Origin of the sequence: Litoreibacter arenae DSM 19593 (assembly GCF_000442275.2) — a bacterium.
In the GTDB taxonomy this organism is placed as follows: domain Bacteria; phylum Pseudomonadota; class Alphaproteobacteria; order Rhodobacterales; family Rhodobacteraceae; genus Litoreibacter; species Litoreibacter arenae.
On the sequence record NZ_KE557314.1, the window covers coordinates 900,407 to 922,521 of the forward strand.

At 61.2% G+C, this 22,115-nt stretch carries 19 protein-coding genes and 1 riboswitch; of the genes, 10 read left to right on the top strand and 9 right to left on the bottom strand.

Annotated features, from left to right (window positions below):
• Nucleotides 1-4 precede the first annotated feature (4 nt).
• On the bottom strand, nucleotides 5-820 hold the full coding sequence (locus tag THALAR_RS16710) for a metallophosphoesterase family protein (RefSeq protein WP_051153796.1): 816 nt from the start codon (nucleotides 818-820) through the stop codon (nucleotides 5-7).
• A gap of 163 nt (nucleotides 821-983) precedes the next feature.
• On the opposite strand from THALAR_RS16710, the gene THALAR_RS16715 reads away from it, so the two are divergent.
• A complete protein-coding gene (locus tag THALAR_RS16715) occupies nucleotides 984-2,003 on the top strand; it encodes an NAD-dependent epimerase/dehydratase family protein (RefSeq protein ID WP_021102785.1) in 1,020 nt (339 codons plus the stop codon).
• Here THALAR_RS16715 and THALAR_RS16720 read toward each other — a convergent pair.
• Complete coding sequence (locus THALAR_RS16720; RefSeq protein WP_040819467.1) at nucleotides 2,000-2,560, bottom strand: DUF2585 domain-containing protein; 561 nt, start codon at nucleotides 2,558-2,560, stop codon at nucleotides 2,000-2,002. The genes THALAR_RS16715 and THALAR_RS16720 overlap by 4 nt on opposite strands.
• A gap of 92 nt (nucleotides 2,561-2,652) precedes the next feature.
• Between THALAR_RS16720 and THALAR_RS16725 the strand changes: the two genes are divergently transcribed.
• Nucleotides 2,653-4,221, top strand: coding sequence for a hypothetical protein (locus tag THALAR_RS16725; RefSeq protein WP_021102787.1), 1,569 nt, complete (start codon nucleotides 2,653-2,655; stop codon nucleotides 4,219-4,221).
• A gap of 38 nt (nucleotides 4,222-4,259) precedes the next feature.
• On the opposite strand, the gene serA is transcribed toward THALAR_RS16725, so the two are convergent.
• Nucleotides 4,260-5,855, bottom strand: a complete 1,596-nt coding sequence (gene serA, locus THALAR_RS16730; protein ID WP_021102788.1) for a phosphoglycerate dehydrogenase — start codon at nucleotides 5,853-5,855, stop codon at nucleotides 4,260-4,262.
• 72 nt (nucleotides 5,856-5,927) lie between these two features.
• A complete protein-coding gene (locus THALAR_RS16735; protein WP_021102789.1) occupies nucleotides 5,928-7,067 on the bottom strand; it encodes a phosphoserine transaminase in 1,140 nt (379 codons plus the stop codon).
• Nucleotides 7,068-7,227: 160 nt separating this feature from the next.
• On the opposite strand from THALAR_RS16735, the gene serB reads away from it, so the two are divergent.
• Nucleotides 7,228-8,100 carry a phosphoserine phosphatase SerB gene (gene serB, locus THALAR_RS16740; RefSeq protein WP_021102790.1) on the top strand — a complete coding sequence of 291 codons (873 nt, stop codon included), beginning with the start codon at nucleotides 7,228-7,230 and terminating at the stop codon, nucleotides 8,098-8,100.
• Here serB and THALAR_RS16745 read toward each other — a convergent pair.
• From THALAR_RS16745 to THALAR_RS16760, 4 genes are read right to left on the bottom strand one after another with little or no spacing between them, the layout of a single operon-like run.
• On the bottom strand, nucleotides 8,097-8,879 hold the full coding sequence (locus tag THALAR_RS16745; RefSeq protein WP_021102791.1) for a carnitinyl-CoA dehydratase: 783 nt from the start codon (nucleotides 8,877-8,879) through the stop codon (nucleotides 8,097-8,099). The two genes, serB and THALAR_RS16745, sit on opposite strands and share 4 nt — an antisense overlap.
• A complete protein-coding gene (locus tag THALAR_RS16750) occupies nucleotides 8,876-10,897 on the bottom strand; it encodes an acetate--CoA ligase family protein (RefSeq protein WP_021102792.1) in 2,022 nt (673 codons plus the stop codon). The genes THALAR_RS16745 and THALAR_RS16750 overlap by 4 nt, the downstream gene beginning before the upstream one ends.
• On the bottom strand, nucleotides 10,890-12,050 hold the full coding sequence (locus tag THALAR_RS16755; protein WP_021102793.1) for an acyl-CoA dehydrogenase family protein: 1,161 nt from the start codon (nucleotides 12,048-12,050) through the stop codon (nucleotides 10,890-10,892). Before THALAR_RS16755 ends, THALAR_RS16750 begins: the two co-directional genes overlap by 8 nt.
• Nucleotides 12,050-12,799 carry a class II aldolase and adducin N-terminal domain-containing protein gene (locus tag THALAR_RS16760; RefSeq protein WP_021102794.1) on the bottom strand — a complete coding sequence of 250 codons (750 nt, stop codon included), beginning with the start codon at nucleotides 12,797-12,799 and terminating at the stop codon, nucleotides 12,050-12,052. The genes THALAR_RS16755 and THALAR_RS16760 overlap by 1 nt, the downstream gene beginning before the upstream one ends.
• Before the next feature lie 99 nt (nucleotides 12,800-12,898).
• Between THALAR_RS16760 and ade the strand changes: the two genes are divergently transcribed.
• The 4 genes from ade to THALAR_RS16780 all read left to right on the top strand — a co-directional run bounded on the left by ade (nucleotide 12,899) and on the right by THALAR_RS16780 (nucleotide 17,576).
• Nucleotides 12,899-14,701 (top strand): adenine deaminase, encoded by a 1,803-nt coding sequence (gene ade / locus THALAR_RS16765; RefSeq protein WP_040819470.1) that lies wholly within the window; start codon nucleotides 12,899-12,901, stop codon nucleotides 14,699-14,701.
• Nucleotides 14,698-16,182 (top strand): AMP nucleosidase, encoded by a 1,485-nt coding sequence (locus THALAR_RS16770; protein WP_021102796.1) that lies wholly within the window; start codon nucleotides 14,698-14,700, stop codon nucleotides 16,180-16,182. The genes ade and THALAR_RS16770 overlap by 4 nt, the downstream gene beginning before the upstream one ends.
• 133 nt (nucleotides 16,183-16,315) lie before the next feature.
• Nucleotides 16,316-16,606 carry an HU family DNA-binding protein gene (locus tag THALAR_RS16775; RefSeq protein WP_021102797.1) on the top strand — a complete coding sequence of 97 codons (291 nt, stop codon included), beginning with the start codon at nucleotides 16,316-16,318 and terminating at the stop codon, nucleotides 16,604-16,606.
• A gap of 100 nt (nucleotides 16,607-16,706) precedes the next feature.
• A complete protein-coding gene (locus tag THALAR_RS16780) occupies nucleotides 16,707-17,576 on the top strand; it encodes a DMT family transporter (protein WP_021102798.1) in 870 nt (289 codons plus the stop codon).
• Here THALAR_RS16780 and aroC read toward each other — a convergent pair.
• Nucleotides 17,573-18,667 carry a chorismate synthase gene (gene aroC / locus THALAR_RS16785; RefSeq protein ID WP_021102799.1) on the bottom strand — a complete coding sequence of 365 codons (1,095 nt, stop codon included), beginning with the start codon at nucleotides 18,665-18,667 and terminating at the stop codon, nucleotides 17,573-17,575. The genes THALAR_RS16780 and aroC overlap by 4 nt on opposite strands.
• 92 nt (nucleotides 18,668-18,759) lie before the next feature.
• A riboswitch (TPP riboswitch) is annotated at nucleotides 18,760-18,859 on the top strand.
• Between the two features lie 36 nt (nucleotides 18,860-18,895).
• Between aroC and THALAR_RS16795 the strand changes: the two genes are divergently transcribed.
• From THALAR_RS16795 to thiQ, 3 genes are read left to right on the top strand one after another with little or no spacing between them, the layout of a single operon-like run.
• The gene (locus THALAR_RS16795; RefSeq protein WP_021102800.1) at nucleotides 18,896-19,879 is read left to right on the top strand and encodes a thiamine ABC transporter substrate-binding protein; all 984 of its coding nucleotides are present in this window, start codon (nucleotides 18,896-18,898) and stop codon (nucleotides 19,877-19,879) included.
• Nucleotides 19,855-21,402: a thiamine/thiamine pyrophosphate ABC transporter permease ThiP gene (locus tag THALAR_RS16800; protein ID WP_021102801.1), complete on the top strand. Its 1,548-nt coding sequence runs from the start codon at nucleotides 19,855-19,857 to the stop codon at nucleotides 21,400-21,402. Before THALAR_RS16795 ends, THALAR_RS16800 begins: the two co-directional genes overlap by 25 nt.
• A complete protein-coding gene (thiQ, locus tag THALAR_RS16805) occupies nucleotides 21,389-22,084 on the top strand; it encodes a thiamine ABC transporter ATP-binding protein (RefSeq protein ID WP_021102802.1) in 696 nt (231 codons plus the stop codon). The genes THALAR_RS16800 and thiQ overlap by 14 nt, the downstream gene beginning before the upstream one ends.
• The last annotated feature ends 31 nt before the right edge of the window (nucleotides 22,085-22,115 follow it).

Below are 22,115 nucleotides of genomic sequence, written 5' to 3' on the forward strand. Positions count from 1 at the left end.
AATCTCAGACGGCGGGGCGTGGCACCGTCGTTTGCAGGAATTCCACCGTGCCATCCGGCAGAACGGCCGCCGCCGTCAGGCAGCCCGTGTCATACCCTCCGGTATCCACCGATATCCGCCCGTCCTCACAGACCGCATTGTCCATCGGTGTATGCCCGTGCGCAACCCATGTCCCGCTGGCCGGCGTCCGGCTGAGAAACTCCGGATGCCCCCACAAAAGCACGCGTGGGGACTGGTCCTCGACCGGCCTGCCCGGGTCAATGCCCGCGTGGGTAATCATCAGGTTTCCCGATGTGACCGACAAGGGCAGCGAGCGCAGCCAGATTTCCAGATCCGCATTCATCTGCGTGCGCAGCGCGGAGGCGAGCGCGTTGGCATGGGTCGCCCAGACCGCCTCTTCGGGCAAATTTATCCCGAAGCTGGCCAGCGTTTCTGCCGCTCCGTTGCGGAACCAGCGGGCGTGTCGGGCCTCCGGCGCGTCCAGAAAATCGAGCATCATCTGCTCGTGATTTCCCAGAATGCAGATCACGTTGTTGGGGAATTCGCTCGCCAGATCATGTAGCCGCTGCAACACGGCGGCACTCGACGGCCCCCGGTCGATGTAGTCGCCGACGAAAACCAGCTTCGGGTCTTGCAACTCCAGACTGCCGATCACGTGGTCTATCTGCTCAAGAATGTGCTCCAGCAAATCCAGTGTGCCGTGCAGATCGCCGACGATAAAATGCGGCGAGGTCGGCTGCGGGCGGAATGGGCGTGGGGCGGGTCCGGACGATCCCTCGGTTGGCTTTCTGCCTTTGAAAAGAGAGCGCAGCAGGTTCATAGAGGACAACTTTCAATAGCTTCCTTACAGTTGATCCCCAAGCGTCTCGATTGCAAGCGAAAGCCGCAAAGCCACACCCCGAGCGCGGAAAGCCGCGCCGTTTTCCGGTTTGACCTGTGACGCGATTTGACGGACCAAGACGCAACGCACAGGAGCAGGACACATGGCAGGTAAAACACGCACGGCGCTGGTGACGGGCTCGGCAGGATTCATCGGCTACCACGTCGCGGCGCGATTGCTGGCGGATGGCTTCAACGTCGTGGGGTTCGACGGGATGACGGACTATTATGACGTCACTCTGAAACAACGCCGCCACCAGATGCTTTCGCAATCTCCGAACTTCACGCCGGTCGAAGGTCTGCTGGAAACCGATGGTCTGGTCATGCACCTGATGGAGCAGCACAAGCCGGACATCGTGGTGCATCTTGCAGCGCAAGCCGGTGTGCGGTGGTCCATCGAAAACCCCCGCGCCTATGTCGATGCCAACCTGATCGGCGCGTTCAATGTGTTGGAGGCCGTGCGGGCGCATCCGTGCGACCATCTGTTGATGGCGTCCACCTCGTCGATCTACGGGGCCAATACCGAAATGCCCTATCAGGAGACGCATAAGGTCGACACACAAATGAGCTTCTACGCCGCCACCAAGAAGGCGAACGAGGCGATGGCTCATTCCTATTCCCACCTCTACGACATGCCGGTCACCATGTTTCGCTTCTTCACCGTCTACGGCCCGTGGGGGCGGCCCGATATGGCGCTGTTCAAGTTCACCAAAGCCATTCTCGAAGGCAGCCCGATCGACGTCTACAACCACGGCGATATGAGCCGCGACTTCACCTATATCGACGATCTTGTGGAAGGCATCCGCCTGCTGATCGACACGCCGCCGCAACGTCCCGAAGGCAAGGTCGAGGATGGCGACAGCCTGTCACCCGTCGCGGCGTGGCGGGCGGTCAATATCGGCAACGGCGAGCCGGTGCAGCTTATGGCGTTTATCGAGGCGATCGAGGCTGCAACAGGACGGGAGGCGAAAAAGAACTTCATGGATATGCAGCCCGGCGATGTGCCTGCGACATGGGCGGCGGCCGATCTGCTAAAAGGTCTGACAGGGTACGAGCCATCGACCGATGTGCGCACGGGCGTTGCGCGGTTCGTGAAATGGTACCGCGATTACTATCAGGTCTAGCCCGCCGCCTGCCACTCGCGGATGGCATCCAGCGGGTAGAGCAGCATGATGATATTCAGCGCCAACCCGTCGCGGATCGCGGACATGACCACCACTTCAGCGATGATAACGATGGCGACGCTGACCCACACCGGCAAGCGGTGCGCCAGCCAGAAGCCGACCCACATGGCGATGATGTCGAAGACCGAATTCAGAACGCTGTCGCCGTAGTAATCCAGCGCAATCGTCACCTCGCGGTAACGGTTGATGACTGCGTCGGTGTTCTCCAGAATTTCCCACGCGGCTTCGATCACCGTCGCAATCGTCAAGCGCCAGCCGATGTCGATCCGCCGCGCAACCAGCCAGAGTAGGAAGTAGAAGATGAACCCGTGCAGCAGGTGCGAGGGCGTGTACCAGTCCGAGATATGTTGAGAGTTCTCGGAGCTCATCGTCTCCAGATGCAGCAGCTTGATGTAGCCGCATTTGCACATGGGAACACGGCCCATCCACAGCAGGATGAGGGCCGTGGCGACAAGGATGCCGAAGGTGATCCAGTAGGGAAGGTAACGCTTGCTCATGAAGCGCACGGAATCACGCAAGCGGTAGGGGTGTAAAGCCTTTTCTGTGTCATGAACTTGCCCGCGCCACGGCGTCGTGCGACGTTCGGCCAATGAATTCCTTAGATACCTTTGCTCCGTTCTCTGCGGCAGAACAGAAACTTATCGACGACTCGACAAACCCCGAGCGCACCAGCGTCGGGGACGGGAACTTGCACAAAGCCGCCGAGCCTGTCCACACGATCAGGGGCGAATTGATCCGGCACCTGCTGCTGGGCTTCGACGCGCTGCACGACAAGGGTATTCGCCTGCGCGGGGCGTGGATCAGCGGCACGCTCGACTTGCAGGGATGCGATTGCGAGCGGGATATATCGCTGTCGCACTGCCATCTGAGCAACCCGATCAATCTCGTTAACGCCCGTCTGCGCGGGCTGCATCTGTCGGCGTGCTATCTGACGGGATTATCCGCTGACAACACGTCGTTTTCAGGGTCGGTCTATATCAGGGCCGGAACCATCGTCATGGGCGAGATTTCGATGGCAGGCGCGCGGATCAGCGGCGATCTGCAAATATGCGACGCGACCATCGAAAGCCTCACGCAAGACGCCATCTTCGCGCCGTCCTTGCGGGTGGAGGGTTCGGTCTTTCTGGGTAACTACCCCTATGCCAACAGCGTAACAGAGCTGCACGCGACGGGACTTTTGTTCTTCTCATCCGCGCGGGTCGAGCATGATTTCTTCATCACCAACACCTCGATCAACCTGCCGCAAACAAGCACCGTTGCGGCGACTGTCTTTGACCCCAGCGAGGAGCATGGCTACGGCATGGCGTTGAGCCTTGCGCGGGCGCGGATCAACGGCATCCTGTATATGACCGACAACCATATTACGAAGGGCATGGTCAATCTGGCTGCCGCAGAGGTGGCGCGTTTTAGGGATGAACCTGTGGGGCCTGGGGCTTCTTATCCGATCAGGCTCGACGGGTTCCGCTATAGCGATTTCTCCCGCCATGTGGACACCAAGATTACCGCGCGTCTGGACTGGCTTGCCCGCAAGCCGGACGACATGCCCTTCACTTCGCAACCCTACGAGCAGCTTGCGACCGTGCTGCAATCGCTGGGTCACCGGAAAGATGCCCGCTCGGTTCTGATGCACAAGGAGCGCCTTTTGCGCGCGGAAGATCGACGTCTGATGGCGGAGCGCGGCGTTAATGGTCCGCGTCGTGCCTTGGCGCGGGTGGCGGATGATTTTCTGCGCTGGACTATCGGCTATGGCTACAGGCCCGGCAGGGCGGTGGTGGTCGCGATTGTGATGATCGTCTCGCTTGGCGTGTTCTTCCAGCGGACGTGGGACGCAGGGGACATGGCCCCGAACGCTGCCCCTATACTGGTATCGCAGGACTGGGTCGCGGCGACCCGGTCGCACCCTGACAATCCTGCTGTGTTCTGGTCGGCCCCCGGTCAGGGCGGGCAGGATTGGGAGACGTTCAACGCATTCGCCTACGCGGCGGATGTCGTTATTCCACTGGTGAATTTCGGGCAGGAGGGGGCATGGGCACCGTCCACCTCACGCTCCCCTCTGGGCAAAATAGCGTGGTGGGTGCGGTGGTTCGCCAAGTCCATTGGCTGGATCGTTGCGGCTCTGGGGGCAGGTGCGATTACCGGCCTGATCCGCAAGGACTGACCGCCGCTACCCCGAAAGACAGCGGCGGCTGGAATGGTTTAGGCGACGTCGAAATGCAGCGGCTTGACCTGCTGGAACATGCCGGTATCGGACAGCTTTTTCAGCACATTTGCAGGCACCGCTTCGTCCACATAGAGCAGCGCGATTGCGCCATTGCCTGCGGATTCGCGGCCCAGGGTGAAGTTGGCGATGTTGACCCCGTTCTCGCCCATGGTCTGACCCAAAGTGCCGATGATGCCCGGCATGTCCTTGTTGGTGGTGTAGACCATATGCTCCCCGATCTCGGCGTCGATGTTGATGCCTTTGATCTGGATGAAGCGTGGCTTGCCGTCCGAGAAGACAGTCCCCGCGATGGAGCGTTCGCGGGTGTCGGTGACCACATGGAACTTGATGTAGCCGTCGAACACGCCGGATTTATCCTGCGTGGTGGTCGATATCTTCACGCCGCGTTCCTTCGCGATGACCTGCGCCGAGACCATGTTCACGTCGGGGTTCGTGGCCTTCATAATGCCCGCGATACCGGCGCAATTCAGCGCCTCAAGGTTCATCTTGGAGACGTTGCCGTTATAGGTGATCCGGATCTCTTCGATCGCCTCGTCGGTCATTTGCCCGATGAACGCACCAAGGTGTTCTGACAATTTTACCCATGGCCCCATGACCTTAGCCTCTTCCGCCGTGACGGAGGGCATGTTGAGCGCGTTGGCAACAGCACCCGTCAGAAGGAAGTCCGACATCTGCTCGGCCACTTGCAGGGCGACGTTTTCCTGCGCCTCTGTGGTGGCCGCACCCAAGTGAGGGGTCACAACCACGTTGGGCAGGTTGAACAGCGGGCTTTCGGTGGCGGGCTCGACCTCGAACACATCAAAAGCAGCGCCCGCGACCTTGCCGGATTTGAGCGCGTCGGCCAGCGCGGCTTCGTCCACCAGACCGCCACGGGCGCAGTTGATGATGCGCACGCCGTCTTTCATCTTCGCGATGTTTTCCTTGGAGATCATGCCGCGGGTTTTGTCGGTTGCAGGCACATGAAGGGTGATGAAGTCGGAGCGGGCGAACAATTCGTCCAGTTCCACTTTGGTCACGTTCAGCTTCTCGGCGCGTTCCTCGGACAGGAAGGGATCATAGGCGATCACCTTCATTTTAAGGCCAACGCCGCGTTCGCAGACGATGCCGCCGATGTTGCCTGCGCCAATAACGCCGAGGGTTTTGCCGGTCAGTTCAACCCCCATGAACTTGGATTTTTCCCACTTGCCTGCATGGGTGGACGCGGACGCCTCGGGGATCTGACGGGCCACGGCGAACATCATCGCGATGGCGTGTTCGGCGGTGGTGATCATGTTGCCGAACGGGGTGTTCATCACGATGATCCCCTTCTTCGACGCGGCAGGAATGTCGACATTGTCGACACCGATGCCAGCGCGGCCGATGACCTTGAGGTTGGTTGCGGCGGCGATCAGTTTCTCGGTCGCCTTGGTGGCGGACCGGATGGCGAGGCCGTCATATTGGTCGATGATCGACAGCAGCTTTTCTTTGTCTTTGCCAAGCTCTGGCATGAAGTCCACGTCGATGCCGCGGTCGCGGAAAATCTGGACGGCGGTCTCGGACAGTTTGTCGGATACGAGTACTTTGGGGGCCATGATGGGCTCCTTGTTTTTGCGGTATGAATTACGTCGGCTTTGCGTCGGCAAAGCGTATGGCACGAAACGGGTTTAGGAGTTGATCTCTTGCTCGAAGGCGTAGGCGAGCCACGGAAGCATGGCGTCGATGTCGGAGGTTTCGACCGTGGCCCCGCACCAGATGCGCAGGCCCGGAGGGGCGTCGCGATAGGCGCCGATGTCGAGTGCTACGTTTTCCGACTCCAGACGCTTGGCAATCGCCTTGGCGAATGCCGCGCCGTCAGTGATGCGGTCGTCGGTGAACTTCAAACACACGGAGGTGTTGGAGCGGGTCGCCGGGTCCGTGGCGAGGAAGTCGATCCAGTCATGCTCGGCGACGAAATCGGTGATCGCGGCGGTGTTGGCATCGGCGCGGGCGATGAGGCCTTTGAGGCCGCCCACGGATTTCGCCCAGTCGAGCGCGAAGAGGTAGTCCTCGACACACAGCATTGATGGCGTGTTGATCGTGGCACCCGTGAAGATGCCGTCGATCAGCTTGCCGCCTTTGGTCAGGCGGAAGATTTTGGGCAGGGGCCATGCGGGGGTGTAGCTTTCCAGCCGCGCAACCGCGCGGGGGGACAGGATGAGCACGCCATGCGCACCTTCGCCGCCCAGCACTTTCTGCCAGCTGAAGGTGGTGACGTCCAACCGGTCCCACGGAAGGTCCGTCGCGAAAGCGGCGGAGGTGGCGTCACACAGGGTCAAACCGGCCCGTTCGGCTGGAATAGAGTCTTTCGATGGCACGCGCACGCCGGAGGTGGTGCCGTTCCATGTGAAGCAGACATCGTTGTCGAAATTGACTTGGGCAAAGTCGACGATCTCGCCATAATCAGCGGTGGTGACCTGCGCGTCGATCTTCAACTGTTTGATCACGTCGGTGACCCAGCCGGAACCGAAGCTTTCCCATGCGAGCATTTCCACGGGGCGTTCGCCCAGCAGGTTCCACATGGCCATCTCATACGCGCCGGTGTCGGAGGCAGGCACGATGCCGATTTTGTAGTCGGCAGGCACGCCCAGCACGTCGCGGGTGGTCTCGATCGCGGCAAGCAGCTTGGCTTTGCCGACAGCGGCACGGTGCGAGCGACCCAGCGGGGCGTCGGCCAGTTTATCGAGCGTGAATGTGGGGGGTTTGGCACAAGGGCCGGAAGAAAAGCGCGGATTCGTCGGCTTGGTGGCCGGAGCTTTCGTAGTCATAATGTCTACCCTTACAGATATATTGCCTCTCGTTGGGGAGAGGTGTCCCACTGGCGTCACTACGGAAGGGCGCGGGCTTTCACAATAGAGAAAACGTCGCTATAGCGCCGCTTGAGTGATTATTTGCGACACGCTTCTCCACGATAGGAAACTTGCCCTCATGTTCGTAGCGACCCTTCTTTGTGACCCGTCTGCGCCGAAACTGGACGCCGCCTTGCCTGCGAACTTGCGCAACGCGTGGGGCGGCGGGGACGTGATCTGGTTAATGCCGGACGTCGCGGCGGAGTTTGCTTTGGCGAGCGTTCCGGCGAATTTTGACGCGGTGTGGGAAGAATGTCAGGCGCTGGGCGTGGATCTGGTGATCCAGCCGATGGAAGGGCGGCGCAAGAAGATGCTGCTGGCCGACATGGACAGCACGATGATCCAGCAGGAATGTATCGACGAGCTGGCGGATGAGGCAGGCGTTGGCGCGCGTGTGGCGGATATTACGGCGCGGGCGATGAACGGGGAGCTGGATTTCGAGGCTGCTTTGAAAGAGCGGGTTGGGCTGCTTGAGGGGTTGGATTCTGGTGTAATAGAGACTGTTTTGGCGACACGGATCACCTATATGCCCGGAGGGAAAGAGCTGGTTTCGACCATGAAGGTCAATGGCGGCTATGCGGCGCTGGTGTCGGGCGGGTTTACCGCGTTCACGGCCTCGGTCGCGGCGGCGCTGGGCTTTCACGAGAACCGCGCGAACACGTTGCTGGAAGAAGGCCGCAAGCTGACGGGGCAGGTCGCGATGCCGATTTTGGGCCGTGAGGCCAAGGTGCAGGCGTTGGAAGAAATCACGGCGCGGTTGGGGATTTCAGAGACTGACGTGTTGGCGGTTGGCGACGGTGCCAATGATCTGGGCATGTTGCAACGCGCAGGTGCGGGCGTGGCGTTGCACGCGAAACCGACGGTGCAAGCGCAGGCCAAGATACGGGTGAACCACGGCGATTTGACCGCGCTTCTGTTCCTGCAAGGCTACGCGGCGAGCGACTTCGCCTAGCGGCCTTTCCAGACCGGATCACGTTTTTCGGCGAAAGCTTTTGCGCCTTCAAGCTGGTCCTCGCTGGAATAGAGCCGTTTTACGGTCTCGAACTTGCTGCCGGTAATCTGGTCCATCGTGTCTTGGAACTTCTCGTCCTCGGCCTCGCGGACGATTTCCTTGATTGCGGCGTAGACCAGCGGCGGGCCGGAGGCGAGCAGGCGGGCCATGTCCCATGCTTCCTCCATCAGCTTATCAGCGGGGTGGATGTGGTTAACGATGCCCCAGCCGCGCGCCTCCTCGGCGTCGAACCAGCGGCCGGTGAACAGCAATTCCATGGCGATGTGATAGGGGATGCGCTTCGGCAGCTTGACGGAGGCCGCGTCGGCCACGGTGCCGGAGCGGATTTCGGGCAGGGCGAAGGTGGCGTGATCGGCGGCGAGGATGATGTCGGCGGACAGCGCCAGTTCCAGGCCCCCGCCGCACGCAATGCCGTTCACGGCAGCGATCACCGGCTTGTTGAGGTTGGGCAACTCCTGCAACCCGCCGAAACCGCCGACACCGTAGTCGCCGTCGACGGCGTCGCCATCAGCGGCAGCTTTCAAATCCCAGCCGGGGCAGAAAAACTTGTCACCCGCGCCGGTGATGATGGCCACGCGCAGGTCGGGATCATCGCGGAAATCGGCGAAGACGTCGCCCATGATGCGGGAGGTCGCGAGGTCAATGGCGTTGGCCTTGGGGCGGTCGAGCGTGACTTCGAGGATGGTGCCTTCGCGGCGGGTTTTGATCGGGTTGGTCATTGGGTCCTCCGGATGAGTGCGTCTGCTGCGACGGCGCTGTTCGGGCCGCAGATGAGGGGGTTCACCTCGACCTCCGCCACTGCGCCGTCTTGGGCGATGACATAGGATTGAATGGCGAGGATTGCGTTGGTGATGGCCTCGATGTCGCAAGGGGCCGCGCCGCGATAGCCGGTGAGCAAGGGATACATTTTAAGGCGTGTTAGAGCCTGTTTTATAGCTTCCGGCGTGCTGGGGATGAGCACGGATTGGGTGTCGTTCAGCAGCTCTGTCAGGATGCCGCCTGCGCCGATGGTCAACAGGTAGCCATGGGCGGGGTCTTGCGTGACGCCGACCAACAGCTCCGCGCCTGCGTCGCACATTTCTTCGACGTGGAAGGAGGTGGCGTTGGTCATGCTGTCCATCGCGTCGCGCACCTCGGCGCGGGAATTGCAGTCGAGGATCACGCCGCCGACATCGGACTTATGCGCCATGCCCTCGGCCTTCACCACGACGGGGAAGGTCAGCGCGTCGAGGCCGGTGGCGCTGTGGTTGGTCTGGATCGCTTTGGGAACCGACAAGCCAAACGCGGCGAGGGCGGTTTTGGCGTCGAATTCGGACAGGGTTTCCGTGGCCTCCGCCAGCGGGCGTTTTAGCACGGGCTCGGACGGAGGCGATTTGCGTGAGCGGGATGCGGCCTCAACGGCGTTCAGGGCCTCGGCCAAGCCGGCGAAGGGGATCACGCCGCCTTCCATGAGCTGCGCCGCGATGGCTTCGGGCATGAGCTCGGGCAAGGTGGCGACGACGGCGACGGGCTTGCCGGTCGCCTTGCGCATCCGCAGGGCGGCGTTGGTGGCGCAGGCCCAATCGCTGGCGTCGCAAATGTCGCTGCGCGGGTAGTCGAGCACCACCAGCGTCAGCGCGATATGCGGGGCGGCCATAGCGGACCACGCGGCGGTCATCGCGTCCTCGTCGCGCCAGATATAGGTATGATAATCCAGCGGGTTGGCGAGGGCGACCTTGGGGCCGAGGGCTTCAAACAGGCTCTGTTTCTGCTCAATTGTGAGTTCAGGGAAGGTCAAGTCGTGGTGATCGGCCATGTCGGCGACCAAGGACGCCTCGCCACCGGAACAGCTGATCGAGGAGATCCGGTTGGAGGCGAGCGGCCCCGCGATGTGCAGCAGTTTGAGCGTCTCCAAGAAACTGGGCAGGTCGGGGGAGCGCAGGATACCGAGCCGGTCGAGGAACGCTTGCGCGGCGGTGTCACCACCAGCCAGCGATGCGGTGTGACTGATCGTGGCGGCCTGCGCGTGGGTGGATTTGCCGACCTTGAGGGCGACGAGCGGAATAGATTTTGCGTGAGCCTTGGCGGCGAGCGCTTCCCAATGGCGCAAGTCACCGAAGCCTTCAATATGCAGGCCGATCGCGGTGACGCGGGGATCGTCGAGCAGGGCCAAAGCGATGTGGGCTTGCGTGGTCTGCGCCTGATTTCCGGCGGTAATCATGTAACCGATGGGCAGGCCACGGGTCTGCATCGTCATGTTGATCGAGATGTTGGAGGACTGGGTGAGGATTGCCACGCCGCTATCGACGCGCTTACAGCCGTGCTGGTCGGGCCAGACTGCGACACCGTCCAGCGCGTTGATGAAGCCGTAGCAGTTAGGGCCAAGGATTGGCATGTCGCCTGCGGCCTTGAGCAGGCGGGCTTGCGCGTCGGTGCCGGAAATGTCCTCGCCACTGGCCTCGGCATAGCCGGAGGCGAAGCAGACCGCGCCGCCAGCGTCGAGTTTCCGCATACGTTCGACCGCGCCGATTGTCGCCTCTCGGTTGATGCCGATGAAGGCGGCATCAGGGACTTCGGGGAGGTCAATTACGCTGGGATAGGCTCTGATTCTGGCGATTTCAGGTTTCACCGGATGAACCGCGTAAAGCGTGCCTTGATAGCCGAACTTGCGGGCTTGATGCAGCACGGCTTCGCCCCAAGCCCCGCCGCCGATAACCGCGAGGGATTTGGGGTTCAGAAGGCGCGACAGGTCAGGCACCGAGCGCCCTCAGCAAATCGCGGCTGATGATGTGGCGCTGGATCTCGGACGTGCCGTCCCAGATGCGTTCCACCCGTGCGTCGCGCCAGAAACGCTCCAGCGGGAAGTCGTCCATCAGGCCCATGCCGCCGTGAATCTGGATCGCGGCGTCGGTGACACGGCCCAGCATTTCGGAGGCGTAGAGCTTGGCCGACGCGATTTCGCGGTTAGACGGCAGACCTTTGTCGAGCCTGTCGGCGGCGGCGAGGGTGAGCAGGTCGGCGGCGTCAATCTCGGTGATCATGTCAGCAAGCTGGAAGCTGACGCCTTGGAACTTGCCGATGGGCTGGCCGAATTGTTCCCGCTCTGCGGCGTAGCTCAGCGCGTAGTCGAACACGCGGCGGGCGCGGCCGACGGACATGGTGGCAACGGTGATGCGGGTGGCGTAGAGCCATGTGTTCATCACCTCGAAACCGCCATCGACCTCGCCCAACACCTGCGCGTCGGGCAGACGACAATCGTCGAAGTCGAGGATCATGTTCTTGTAGCCGCGATGCGACACGGATTTGTAGCCATCGCGGACGGTAAAACCAGAAGTGCCGCGGTCGACCAGAAAGGCGGTGATCCGCTTTTTAGGGCCTTTTGGCGTGTCGTCTTCGCCGGTGGCGATGAAGACGATGAAGAAGTCGGCGTGATCCGCGCCGGAAATGAAATGCTTGGTGCCGTTCACCACCCAATCGCCGCCATCCCGCACAGCGGCGCATTTCATGCCGCGAATGTCGGAGCCGGCACCCGGCTCTGTCATGGCAAGGGCGTCCATCCGCTCGCCCCGCACAGCGGGCATGAGGTAGCGTTCCTTTTGGTCGCCTTCGCAGGCCATCAGGATGTTCTGCGGACGACCGAAGAAGTGGTTAAGCGCCATGGAGCCACGGCCCAACTCACGCTCAACCAGCGCAAAATCAAGGTGGCTGAGGCCCGCGCATCCGACGCTTTCGGGGAAGTTGCAGGCGTAAAATCCCAGGTTTAGGGTCTTTTGCTTGATCTCTTCGGCGATCTCGTGGGGCACCTCACCGGTACGTTCCACCAGTTCTTCATGCGGGTAGATTTCCTTTTCCACAAAGCTGCGGACGGTGGAGACGATCATCTCCTGCTCTTCATTCAGGCCATATTGCATCAGGTTGCGTAATCCGGTTGTTCGGTGTCGAGGATGGCCTTGAGTTCGGCCAAGTGGCGGATGTCCTGTTCGGGGTAGTTTTCGATTTCATCGGCGGTTTTTGCGGCGATGTCGTCGGGCAGGATCGACAGGGGGCGACCTGTTTGCAGGGCGCGGATATAGACCTCGCAGGCGCGCTCGAAGAAATACATGCGGTTGAAGGTGTCGGCTACGGTGTCGCCGATAACCATGATGCCGTGATTGCCCATGATCATGACCTTCTTTTTCGGGTCGGTGAACAGTTGGGCGCAACGCTCGCCTTCCTCCTCGAACGCCAGCCCGCCATAGCTGTCATCGACCACCTGACGGTCGTAGAACATGGCCGCGTTCTGGTCGAGGGGGGGGAGGATTTTGTCCTCCAGACAGGCAAGAACCGTGGCGTGGATGGAGTGGATGTGCATGGCGCAACGGGCGTGTGGGCAGTGGCGGTGCAGACCGCCATGAAGGCCCCAAGCGGTCGGATCAGGCGCATTAGGGCCTTTCAGCGTGTCGGGATCGTTGGCGTCGATCACCAGCATGTCGGAGGCTTTGATCCGCGAAAAATGCACCTGATTTGGGTTCATAAGGAACTTGGTGCCGTCGTCGTTAATGGCGAAGGAGAAGTGGTTGGACACGCCCTCGTGCATGTTCAGCCGCGCGGTCCAGCGGAAGGCGGCGGCGAGGTCGACCCGCTCCGCCCAGTGTTCGATATTTGCGTGTGTTCCGTCCATGCTTATCCCCTTCGGTTTGGGCGAGTAAGACATGTCAGGCGCGACATGACTAGCGATTTTGCGACTTGCACCCGTGGGCAAAGTCTGGACAATTGGAACATGGAACACCAACCCCTCAAATCATGGGCCGACAGCGCTGCGACTTTGGTCGCCGTTGCGGCTGGTCGTGCGCCTGCGGACACGGTTCTGCGTGGCGGCAAAGTCGTGAACGTGCATACGCGCGAAGTGCTGGAGGGGTGGCAGGTTGCCATTGCCGAAGGGCGGTTTGCCTATGTCGGGCCGGATGCTTCGCATTGCATCGGGCCGGAGACTGAGGTGATCGAGCTGGGCGGGCGTTACCTGATTCCGGGGCTGTGCGACGGGCATATGCACATTGAATCGGGGATGCTGACGCCTGCGGAGTTTGCCAGCGCGGTGATCCCGCATGGCACGACGACGATGTTCACCGACCCGCACGAGATTGCCAATGTGCTGGGGCTTCGGGGTGTGAAACTGATGCATGATGAGGCTCTGATCCAGCCCATTTCGATCTACACGCAGATGCCAAGCTGCGCGCCGTCCGCGCCGGGGTTGGAGACCACGGGGTATGAGATTGGCCCCGACGATGTGGCCGAGGCGATGACATGGCCGGGCATTATCGGGTTGGGGGAGATGATGAATTTTCCCGGCGTGGTGCATGGCAGCCAGCAGATGCTGGCGGAGATTGCGGCGACGCAGAACGCCGGGAAAACTGTGGGCGGGCATTATGCCTCGCCTGATTTGGGGCCTGACTTTCATGCCTATGCCGCCGGTGGCCCTGCGGATGACCATGAAGGTACCTGTGAAGCGGACGCGATTGCGCGGGTGCGGCAGGGGATGCGGTCGATGATGCGGCTGGGCTCGGCTTGGTATGACGTGGAGACGCAGATTACGGCGGTGACGGAGAAGGGGCTGGATTCGCGGAATTTCATTCTGTGCACGGATGATTGCCACTCCGGCACTTTGGTGAATGACGGGCATATGAACCGCGTGGTGCGCCATGCGATTGAATGCGGCTGCGACCCGTTGGTGGCGCTGCAGATGGCGACGATCAACACCGCGACGCATTTCGGGCTGGAGCGGGAGCTTGGCTCCATCGCGCCGGGGCGGCGGGCGGATTTGATTGTGACGTCTGATCTGCGGGAACTGCCGATTGAGCGGGTGATTGCGCACGGGCGGACCGTGGCGGAGGGGGGCGAGATTACCGTGACCTGCCCGCATCTGGATTGGCCAGAGGATGCGCGGCAGACGGTGCATCTGGGACGCGAGTTAAGCGCGACTGATTTCGAGATTAAGGCACCTGACGGGGTGGAGGCGGTCACGGCCAAGGTGATTGGCGTGGTGGAAAACCAAGCGCCGACGGAGACGCTGAAACGCAAGGTTGCGGTGAAACAGGGTCTGTTAGAGCCGGAAGGCCCGGTCTGTCAGATCGCCTTGGTGGAGCGCCACCGCGGCACCGGAGATGTGGTCAACGCATTGGTTGAAGGCTTCGGGTATGAGGGCAACATGGCGATGGCGTCGACCGTGGCGCATGACAGCCATCACATGATCGTCGTCGGCACCGACCGCGTGCAGATGGCGCTGGCGGCGAACCGCTTGGCGGAGATCGGCGGCGGCGTCACCGTTTGGAAAGACGGAGAAGAACTGGCATTGGTCGAGCTGCCGATTGCGGGCCTCATGTCCGACCGCCCCGCCAAGGAGGTCGCCGCTAAGGCGGACGGGATGGTCGCGGCCATGCAGGCCTGCGGCTGCACATTGAACAACGCGTATATGCAGCACTCGCTGCTGGCGCTCGTGGTCATTCCATCGCTTCGGATATCCGATCTGGGGCTGGTGGACGTGACCAAATTTGAACTGACAGAATTGATAGAGGAAACTCAATGATCGGCACTGATGCCAACCTTCCCTTTCGAACCCCGGAAACCCCGCCGTCGGAGCTGTTCACCGACCCTAAAGCGGCGGTGGAGCGGCTTCGTGAACTCTACGACACGGCCACGTCCTTCCTGACGCAGAGCTTCCGCGACAGCCTTGTGGGCAATCCGCCCGCCGAGCGCTACCGTGCGTTCTACCCTGAAATCAGGATCACCACGCAGAGTTTTGCCAAGGTCGACAGCCGCCTGAGCTTTGGCCATGTGGCCAAACCCGGCACCTATGCGACGACCGTGACGCGGCCGGACCTGTTTCAATACTACCTTGAGCAGCAGATTCAGCTGCTGATCGACAATCACGGGGTCTCGGTCGAGATCGGGCCGTCCTCGACCCCGATGCCGATGCATTTCGCCGTCGCCAACGCACCGGACCTGACGGTCCCGCAAGACGGGGCGATGGAATTCACCCTGCGCGACGTGTTCGACGTGCCGGATCTGGCGACGACGAATGATGACATCGTAAATGGCACGCTGGCGGAAATGCTGGAATCGCCCGCTCCGCTGGCGCCGTTCACCGCGCAACGGATCGACTATTCGCTGGCGCGCCTGTCGCATTACACCGCGACGGAGGCGGAGCATTTTCAGAACCACGTTCTGTTTACCAACTACCAGTTCTACGTGGAGGAGTTCGAGGCCTACGCGCGGCAGATGCTGGCGGACCCGGACAGCGGCTACACGGCGTTCGTGAGCACCGGAAACCATGTGCTGACCGACCCCGAAGGCTCGATCCCCGTGACCGAGAAAACGCCGCAAATGCCGACCTATCACCTGAAGCGCAAGCACGGGTCTGGCATCACTTTGGTCAATATCGGGGTGGGGCCGTCCAATGCGAAAACCGCGACGGACCATATCGCGGTGCTGCGGCCTCATGCGTGGATCATGGTCGGGCATTGCGCGGGGTTGCGGAATTCCCAAAGTCTGGGCGATTTCGTGCTGGCCCATGCTTACCTGCGCGAGGACCATGTGCTGGATGATGACTTGCCGGTTTGGGTGCCAATTCCGGCGCTGGCGGAGATTCAGATCGCCTTGGAAAAGAGCGTGGCCGAGATCACCCAGTTCGAAGGGTTCGATTTGAAGCGGATCATGCGCACAGGGACCGTTGCGACCATCGACAACCGCAACTGGGAGTTGCGCGACCAGTCCGGTCCGGTGCAACGGCTGAGCCAGTCCCGCGCGATTGCGCTGGATATGGAAAGCGCGACGATCGCCGCCAACGGGTTCCGCTTCCGTGTGCCCTACGGGACGTTGCTTTGTGTCTCGGACAAGCCGCTGCATGGCGAATTGAAGTTGCCAGGGATGGCGTCAGACTTCTATAAAACGCAGGTGTCGCGGCATCTTTTGATCGGAATCCGCGCCATGGAGCACCTGCGAGACATGCCTCTGGAACGGCTCCATTCGCGGAAATTGCGCAGTTTTGCGGAGACTGCGTTCCTCTGACCCTAGGTAAATGGCGAAAAAACGTGAAAAAGAAGGGGTTTTTGCACACTAATTGTTGTGCGCCCCCGCAATATTCAGTTAGGTTCCGGCGATAACACCCCAAACGTGGGGCATTACAGAGGGAGCAGAGCTCATGGCAACGAAACCTATGACCAAAACACAACTGGTCGCCGCATTGGCAGAAGAAGCCGGTACCGACAAGAAGGGCGCTGCTGCTGCTCTGGACGGTATCATCGCAATCATCACCCGCGAAGTATCCGGCGGCGGCGCAGTGACCCTGCCTGGCGTTGGCAAAATCTACTGCCGCGAACGTCCGGCACGTATGGTTCGCAACCCCGCCACTGGCGAGCAGATTTCCAAAGACGCTGACAAAGTGGTCAAAATGACCATCGCGAAAGCTCTTAAGGACAGCGTTAACGGCTGATCGCCCGTTACGTTTTCAGATTTGAGGGTCGCCTTCGGGCGGCCCTTTTCTTTTGCTACCGTTCGCGTGACAGTGCCGCGAAACAGGCAGGGATTTCGGCGTGGATTTCAGAGCGATTTTGATGGGGCTGGCCTTCGCCCTGATGTGGTCCAGCGCCTTCACCTCGGCGCGGATCATCGTGGCAGATGCGCCGCCGCTCTATTCGCTGAGTTTGCGGTTTCTGCTGTCGGGGTTGCTGGGGATAGTGATCGCCAAGGCGTTGGGCCAGACGTGGAGCCTGACACGCGCGCAATGGCGGGCGACGTGGATCTTCGGAATTTGCCAGAATGCACTGTATTTGGGTTTGAATTTCGTCGCGATGCAATGGATCGAGGCGTCGCTGGCAGCGATCATTGCCTCGACGATGCCGCTCCTGGTGGCATTGGTGGGCTGGCTCGTGTTCAAGGACCGCGTTCCGCTGATGGGCATGATCGGATTGGTCGCGGGGATCGCGGGCGTCGTTCTGATTATGGGCACCCGCATCAGCAGCGGCGTGGACGTGATGGGCGTGGTGTTCTGCCTGATCGGGGCCATGGCGCTGACCTTTGCGACCTTGGCCGTCAAAGGTGCGGCGTCTGGCGGGAATGTGTTGATGATCGTCGGGCTGCAAATGCTGATCGGCTCGGCCTGCCTGTTCGCCGTCGCGGTTCCTTTGGAAACGTGGGACGTCAACCTCAGCCCCATATGGATCGCGGCGTTCGTCTACACCACATTGGTGCCCGGGCTTTTGGCGACATGGGTCTGGTTCATGCTGGTAGGCCGCGTCGGAGCAGTGAAGGCGTCGACCTTCCACTTCCTCAACCCCGTCTTTGGCGTTGGGATTGCCGCTGTGTTGCTTGGTGAGAGTATTGGCATGACCGACCTGATCGGCGTGCTGATTATCGCCGGTGGTATCCTCGCAGTGCAGCTGGCGAAGCAAAAGGTAATCTAGCCGATTTTGCCTTGGTTAGAGCCGATTTGGCCACGATGCAGCAGCATGTGGTCAAGGATCACGCAGGCCATCATCGCCTCACCCACCGGAACAGCACGGATGCCGACGCAGGGGTCATGGCGGCCTTTGGTGATGATCTCGGTATTCTCGCCGGATTTGGTGATGGTCTTGCGGGTCGTCAGGATCGAGCTTGTGGGCTTGACCGCGAAGCGCACGACGATGTCCTGACCGGTTGAGATGCCTCCCAAGATGCCGCCCGAATGGTTGGAGCTGTAGACAGGGCCGTCCGGCCCCATGCTGATCTCGTCCGCGTTGGCCTCGCCGGTGAGCATGGCGGCCTGCATCCCTGCACCAATTTCCACGCCCTTCACTGCGTTGATGGACATCATCGCAGCAGCCAAATCAGTGTCTAACTTGGCATAAACAGGCGCGCCAAGTCCTGCGGGGGCGTGTCGGGCGACAACCTCGATCATAGCACCTACCGAGCTGCCGGACTTGCGCAACCCGTCCAGATAGTCGGCCCATGTTTCAGCGGCGTCGGCATCAGGCACCCAGAACGGGTTCTGGTCGATCTGATCCATATCGCGCTTGTCGGTTTTGTGCTCGCCCATCTGCACCATGAAGCCGGTGATTTTCAGATCGGGGGCCAGCATCTTGATCGCTTCTCGGGCAACGCCACCTGCCGCCACACGGGCAGCAGTTTCGCGGGCAGAGGACCGCCCGCCGCCGCGATAATCGCGGATGCCGTATTTGGTCCAATAGGTGATGTCGGCATGGCCGGGGCGGAATTTTTCGGCGATGTCGCCGTAATCCTTGGAGCGCTGGTCGGTGTTCTCGATCATCAACTGGATCGGCGTACCAGTCGTGACGCCCTCGAACACACCGGACAGGATGCGGACCTCGTCCGCCTCGCGGCGCTGGGTGGTGTATTTGTTCTGCCCGGGTTTGCGCTTGTCGAGCCAGACTTGAATCATCTCGGCCGTCAAAGGAACGCCGGGGGGGCAGCCGTCGACGGTCGCTCCAAGCGCAGGCCCGTGGCTTTCACCCCAAGTGGTCACGCGGAAAAGATGGCCAAAGCTGTTCATCGACATGGGGCGTCTCCCTTTTGGCAGTGGTCTAGCGGTGGCTCACGCCGCCCTCAAGACCTTTCGCCTTGCCGATGCGGAGGCTGGGGCTTACATATCACGATACCTCGGGGGGCCAACACTGGCTGAGATAGCGCAAGCTGACCCGTTGAACCTGAACCGGTTAAGACCGGCGGAGGGAAGGTTTGAGATGCTCTCACTCCCCCACTCCGTCCGGCGTTTTGGAGGAATGAGATGAAAAAGACCCTTCTGAGCGTAGGACTGATTGCACTGGCTGGCTCGGCATTTGCCGCGGACAAGCCCGTGCTGACGATCTACGCGCCTGACTACTTTACCAGCGAATGGGGCCCCGGCCCGAAGATCGAAGCGGCGTTTGAAGAGACGTGCGCTTGCGACGTGAAATATGTGGCGGGCGATGTGCTTCCACGCCTGCTTCTGGAAGGCGAGCGGACCAAGGCGGATGTGGTGATCGGGTTGAACACCGATGTGACCAAAAAGGCGCGTGAAACGGGTCTATTCCTGCCCCATGGGCAGGATACCAGCGATTTGACGCTACCGATCGAATGGACGGATGACGTGTTCCTGCCGTTCAACTGGGGGCATACGGCGTTCATCTACAACACCGAGAAAATGGCTGATGCGCCGACGACGTTTGATGCGTTTTTGGCGGATGAGGATACCAAAGTGGTGTTGCAGGACCCGCGTAGCTCGATCTCTGGCTTGGCTTTGATGCTGTGGGTGAAATCGGTCTATGGCGACGACAGCCAAGAGGCGTTCAACAAGCTGGCGCGCAAGACGTTGACGGTCACCAAAGGCTGGTCGGAAAGCTACGGCATGTTCACCGACGGCGAAGCTGACATGGTGCTGAGCTACACCACGTCGCCCGCCTACCACATCATCGCGGAAGAGGATGAGACCAAGCGCGCGGCGATTTTTGACGAAGGCCATTATTTCATGACGGAACTGGCGGCACAGGTTAAAGGCTCTAAGCAGCCGGAACTGGCGCAGGCGTTCATGGATTTCGTGTTGTCGGAGACGTTTCAGTCAATGATTTCGACGGCCAACTGGTCCTTCCCTGCGAAACTGGATGCGGACAAGCTGCCGGATGGGTTCAAGAAGTTGGATCTGCCTGAAAAGGCGCTGTTCTACTCAGAAGATGAAGCCGCTGAATTGCGCGATGCCGCGCTGGACGAATGGCTGAGCGCGTTCAGCCAGTAAGCCTGTCCACCCTTGGCGGGGCGGCGGTTGTCGCCCTGCTTTTGGTGCTGACACTAGGCACGCTCGGCGCGGTTGCGTGGCGAGCGGAAGAGGTGTCGGCGCTGTCGCGCTCCGACTGGTCGGCTGTGCGGTTCACGCTGTGGCAAGCGGCGTTGTCCGCCGTGCTGAGCGCGGTTTGCGCCATCCCCGTGGCGCGCGCCTTGGCAAGACGGCAGTTTCGGGGGCGGGGGGCGCTGCTGACCATTCTGGGCGCGCCGTTTATCCTGCCGGTAATCGTTGCGGTACTGGGCTTGCTGGCGGTTTACGGGCGGAGTGGGATAGTATCGGTTGCGCTGGTTTGGGCTGGATTAGAGCCTGTTTCCATATACGGATGGCATGGTGTCATCCTTGCGCATGTGTTCTTTAACCTACCGCTGGCAACGCGGTTGATCCTGCAAGGCTGGCTATCCATTCCGGCGGAGCGGTTCCGCTTGGCACAGTCGCTTGGCTTCACCTCACGTGACATCGCAAGGCATCTGGAACGCCCGATGTTGCGGGAGGTTTTGCCCGGCGTTGTCATGGTGATCTTCCTGATATGCACCACGAGTTTCGCGGTAGCTTTGGCCTTGGGGGGCGGTCCGAAAGCGACGACGATCGAGCTGGCGATTTACCAAGCGTTCCGGTTCGACTTCGACCTTGGGAAAGCGGCGCTACTGGGGTTGGTTCAGTTCGCGATCTGCGCGGTTCTGGCCTTGGCGTCATTGAAAATCTCGGTGCCATCTGGGCAAGGCGCGGGGCTGGACCGTGTCGTGCCGCGCGATGACGGCTCCAAGGTTTTGGACGGGTTTGCGATTGCCGTTGTGGCGGTATTCCTGATTGCTCCGCTGGCTATGATTGTGGCCAAAGGCCTGCCGGGGCTGACCGAGTTGTCGCCAAGCATCCTTGCGGCGGCGTGGCGGTCGGTTTGGGTCGCGGTCGGCTCTGCCGCGTTGACGGTAGTCATGGCGCTCGCCTTGGCGCTTCTGGCGCTGAAATGGGGGCGGGGGGTGGAGGCGGTTGGCTACCTGTCGGTCGCCGCCTCGCCCTTGGTGATCGGCACGGGGTTGTTCATCCTGACTTACCGTTGGATAGACCCTGTTTTGCTTGCGTTGCCTGTCACCATGGTTGTGAACGCGGCGATGAGCTTGCCGTTTACCTTGCGGGCGTTGTCGCCTGCGCTGCGGCAGGTGGAAGAAGATTACGGGCGGCTGGCGACCTCTTTGGGGTTGTCGGGCTGGGCGCGGCTCAGGATTGTGTTGTTGCCCCGCCTGCGGCGTCCGCTGGGCTTTGGCGCGGGGCTGGCGGCGGCGTTGTCGATGGGGGACTTAGGCGTCATCACCCTGTTCGCAGATCCCAGCCGCGCGACCTTGCCTCTGGCGCTGTATAACCTGATGACCGCTTACCGGATGCAGGAGGCGTTCGCCGCCGCGCTGGTGTTGTTGGTGCTGAGCCTGACCCTGTTCTGGCTGTTCGACCGAGGAGGCCGCGTAGATGCTGACGTTTGACAAGGTGGAGATCGTGCAGGGAGATTTCTCGCTGAGCGCAGATTTCGAGATTGAAGCGGGCGCGATGGTGTCCGTGATCGGGCCATCCGGCGCGGGGAAATCGACACTTTTGTCGGCGCTGGCGGGGTTCGTGCCTATCACCAGCGGGCGCATCTTGTGGGAGGGCGTCGATATCACGAAAGCGGCCCCCGCCGACCGGCCGTTGGCGATGGTGTTTCAAGACAGCAACCTTTTTCCGCATCTGACGGTGGCGCAGAATGTGGGGCTAGGGGTGAAGCCCAGCCTGAAGCTGACGGCGCAAGAGCAGGCTCGCGTCGCCGAGGCTTTGGCGCGGGTGGGGTTAGCCGGCTACGAGGGCCGCAAGCCTGCCGCGCTGTCCGGTGGGCAACGAAGCCGCGTCGCCCTGGCGCGGGTGTTGCTGCGGGACAAGCCGGTGATGGTGCTGGACGAGCCGTTTGCGGCGTTGGGCCCTGCGCTTCGTGTCGAAATGCTGGCGCTGATGGTCGAGATTGCGCAGGAGCGGGGGCTGACGGTGCTTATGGTGACCCATGATCCCAAAGACGCGCGACAGTTGGATGGAAGCACCATTCTGGTGGCGGATGGCGTGGCACACGCGCCCGTGCCGACGGGGCCGTTTCTGGACGCCCCGCCCGATGTGTTGCGGGTTTATCTGGGGAATTAGGCTTGCAAAATACAAAAAAGGCGCGTCCCTC

What these genes read in the sequence shown, in the direction of transcription:
- THALAR_RS16710 (WP_051153796.1), bottom strand. Translation starts at nt 820, where the DNA reads ATGAACCTGCTGCGCTCTCTTTTCAAAGGCAGAAAGCCAACCGAGGGA.
- THALAR_RS16715 (WP_021102785.1), top strand. Translation starts at nt 984, where the DNA reads ATGGCAGGTAAAACACGCACGGCGCTGGTGACGGGCTCGGCAGGATTC.
- THALAR_RS16720 (WP_040819467.1), bottom strand. Translation starts at nt 2,560, where the DNA reads ATGAGCAAGCGTTACCTTCCCTACTGGATCACCTTCGGCATCCTTGTC.
- THALAR_RS16725 (WP_021102787.1), top strand. Translation starts at nt 2,653, where the DNA reads ATGAATTCCTTAGATACCTTTGCTCCGTTCTCTGCGGCAGAACAGAAA.
- serA (WP_021102788.1), bottom strand. Translation starts at nt 5,855, where the DNA reads ATGGCCCCCAAAGTACTCGTATCCGACAAACTGTCCGAGACCGCCGTC.
- THALAR_RS16735 (WP_021102789.1), bottom strand. Translation starts at nt 7,067, where the DNA reads ATGACTACGAAAGCTCCGGCCACCAAGCCGACGAATCCGCGCTTTTCT.
- serB (WP_021102790.1), top strand. Translation starts at nt 7,228, where the DNA reads ATGTTCGTAGCGACCCTTCTTTGTGACCCGTCTGCGCCGAAACTGGAC.
- THALAR_RS16745 (WP_021102791.1), bottom strand. Translation starts at nt 8,879, where the DNA reads ATGACCAACCCGATCAAAACCCGCCGCGAAGGCACCATCCTCGAAGTC.
- THALAR_RS16755 (WP_021102793.1), bottom strand. Translation starts at nt 12,050, where the DNA reads ATGCAATATGGCCTGAATGAAGAGCAGGAGATGATCGTCTCCACCGTC.
- THALAR_RS16760 (WP_021102794.1), bottom strand. Translation starts at nt 12,799, where the DNA reads ATGGACGGAACACACGCAAATATCGAACACTGGGCGGAGCGGGTCGAC.
- ade (WP_040819470.1), top strand. Translation starts at nt 12,899, where the DNA reads ATGGAACACCAACCCCTCAAATCATGGGCCGACAGCGCTGCGACTTTG.
- THALAR_RS16770 (WP_021102796.1), top strand. Translation starts at nt 14,698, where the DNA reads ATGATCGGCACTGATGCCAACCTTCCCTTTCGAACCCCGGAAACCCCG.
- THALAR_RS16775 (WP_021102797.1), top strand. Translation starts at nt 16,316, where the DNA reads ATGGCAACGAAACCTATGACCAAAACACAACTGGTCGCCGCATTGGCA.
- aroC (WP_021102799.1), bottom strand. Translation starts at nt 18,667, where the DNA reads ATGTCGATGAACAGCTTTGGCCATCTTTTCCGCGTGACCACTTGGGGT.
- THALAR_RS16795 (WP_021102800.1), top strand. Translation starts at nt 18,896, where the DNA reads ATGAAAAAGACCCTTCTGAGCGTAGGACTGATTGCACTGGCTGGCTCG.
- THALAR_RS16800 (WP_021102801.1), top strand. Translation starts at nt 19,855, where the DNA reads ATGGCTGAGCGCGTTCAGCCAGTAAGCCTGTCCACCCTTGGCGGGGCG.
- thiQ (WP_021102802.1), top strand. Translation starts at nt 21,389, where the DNA reads ATGCTGACGTTTGACAAGGTGGAGATCGTGCAGGGAGATTTCTCGCTG.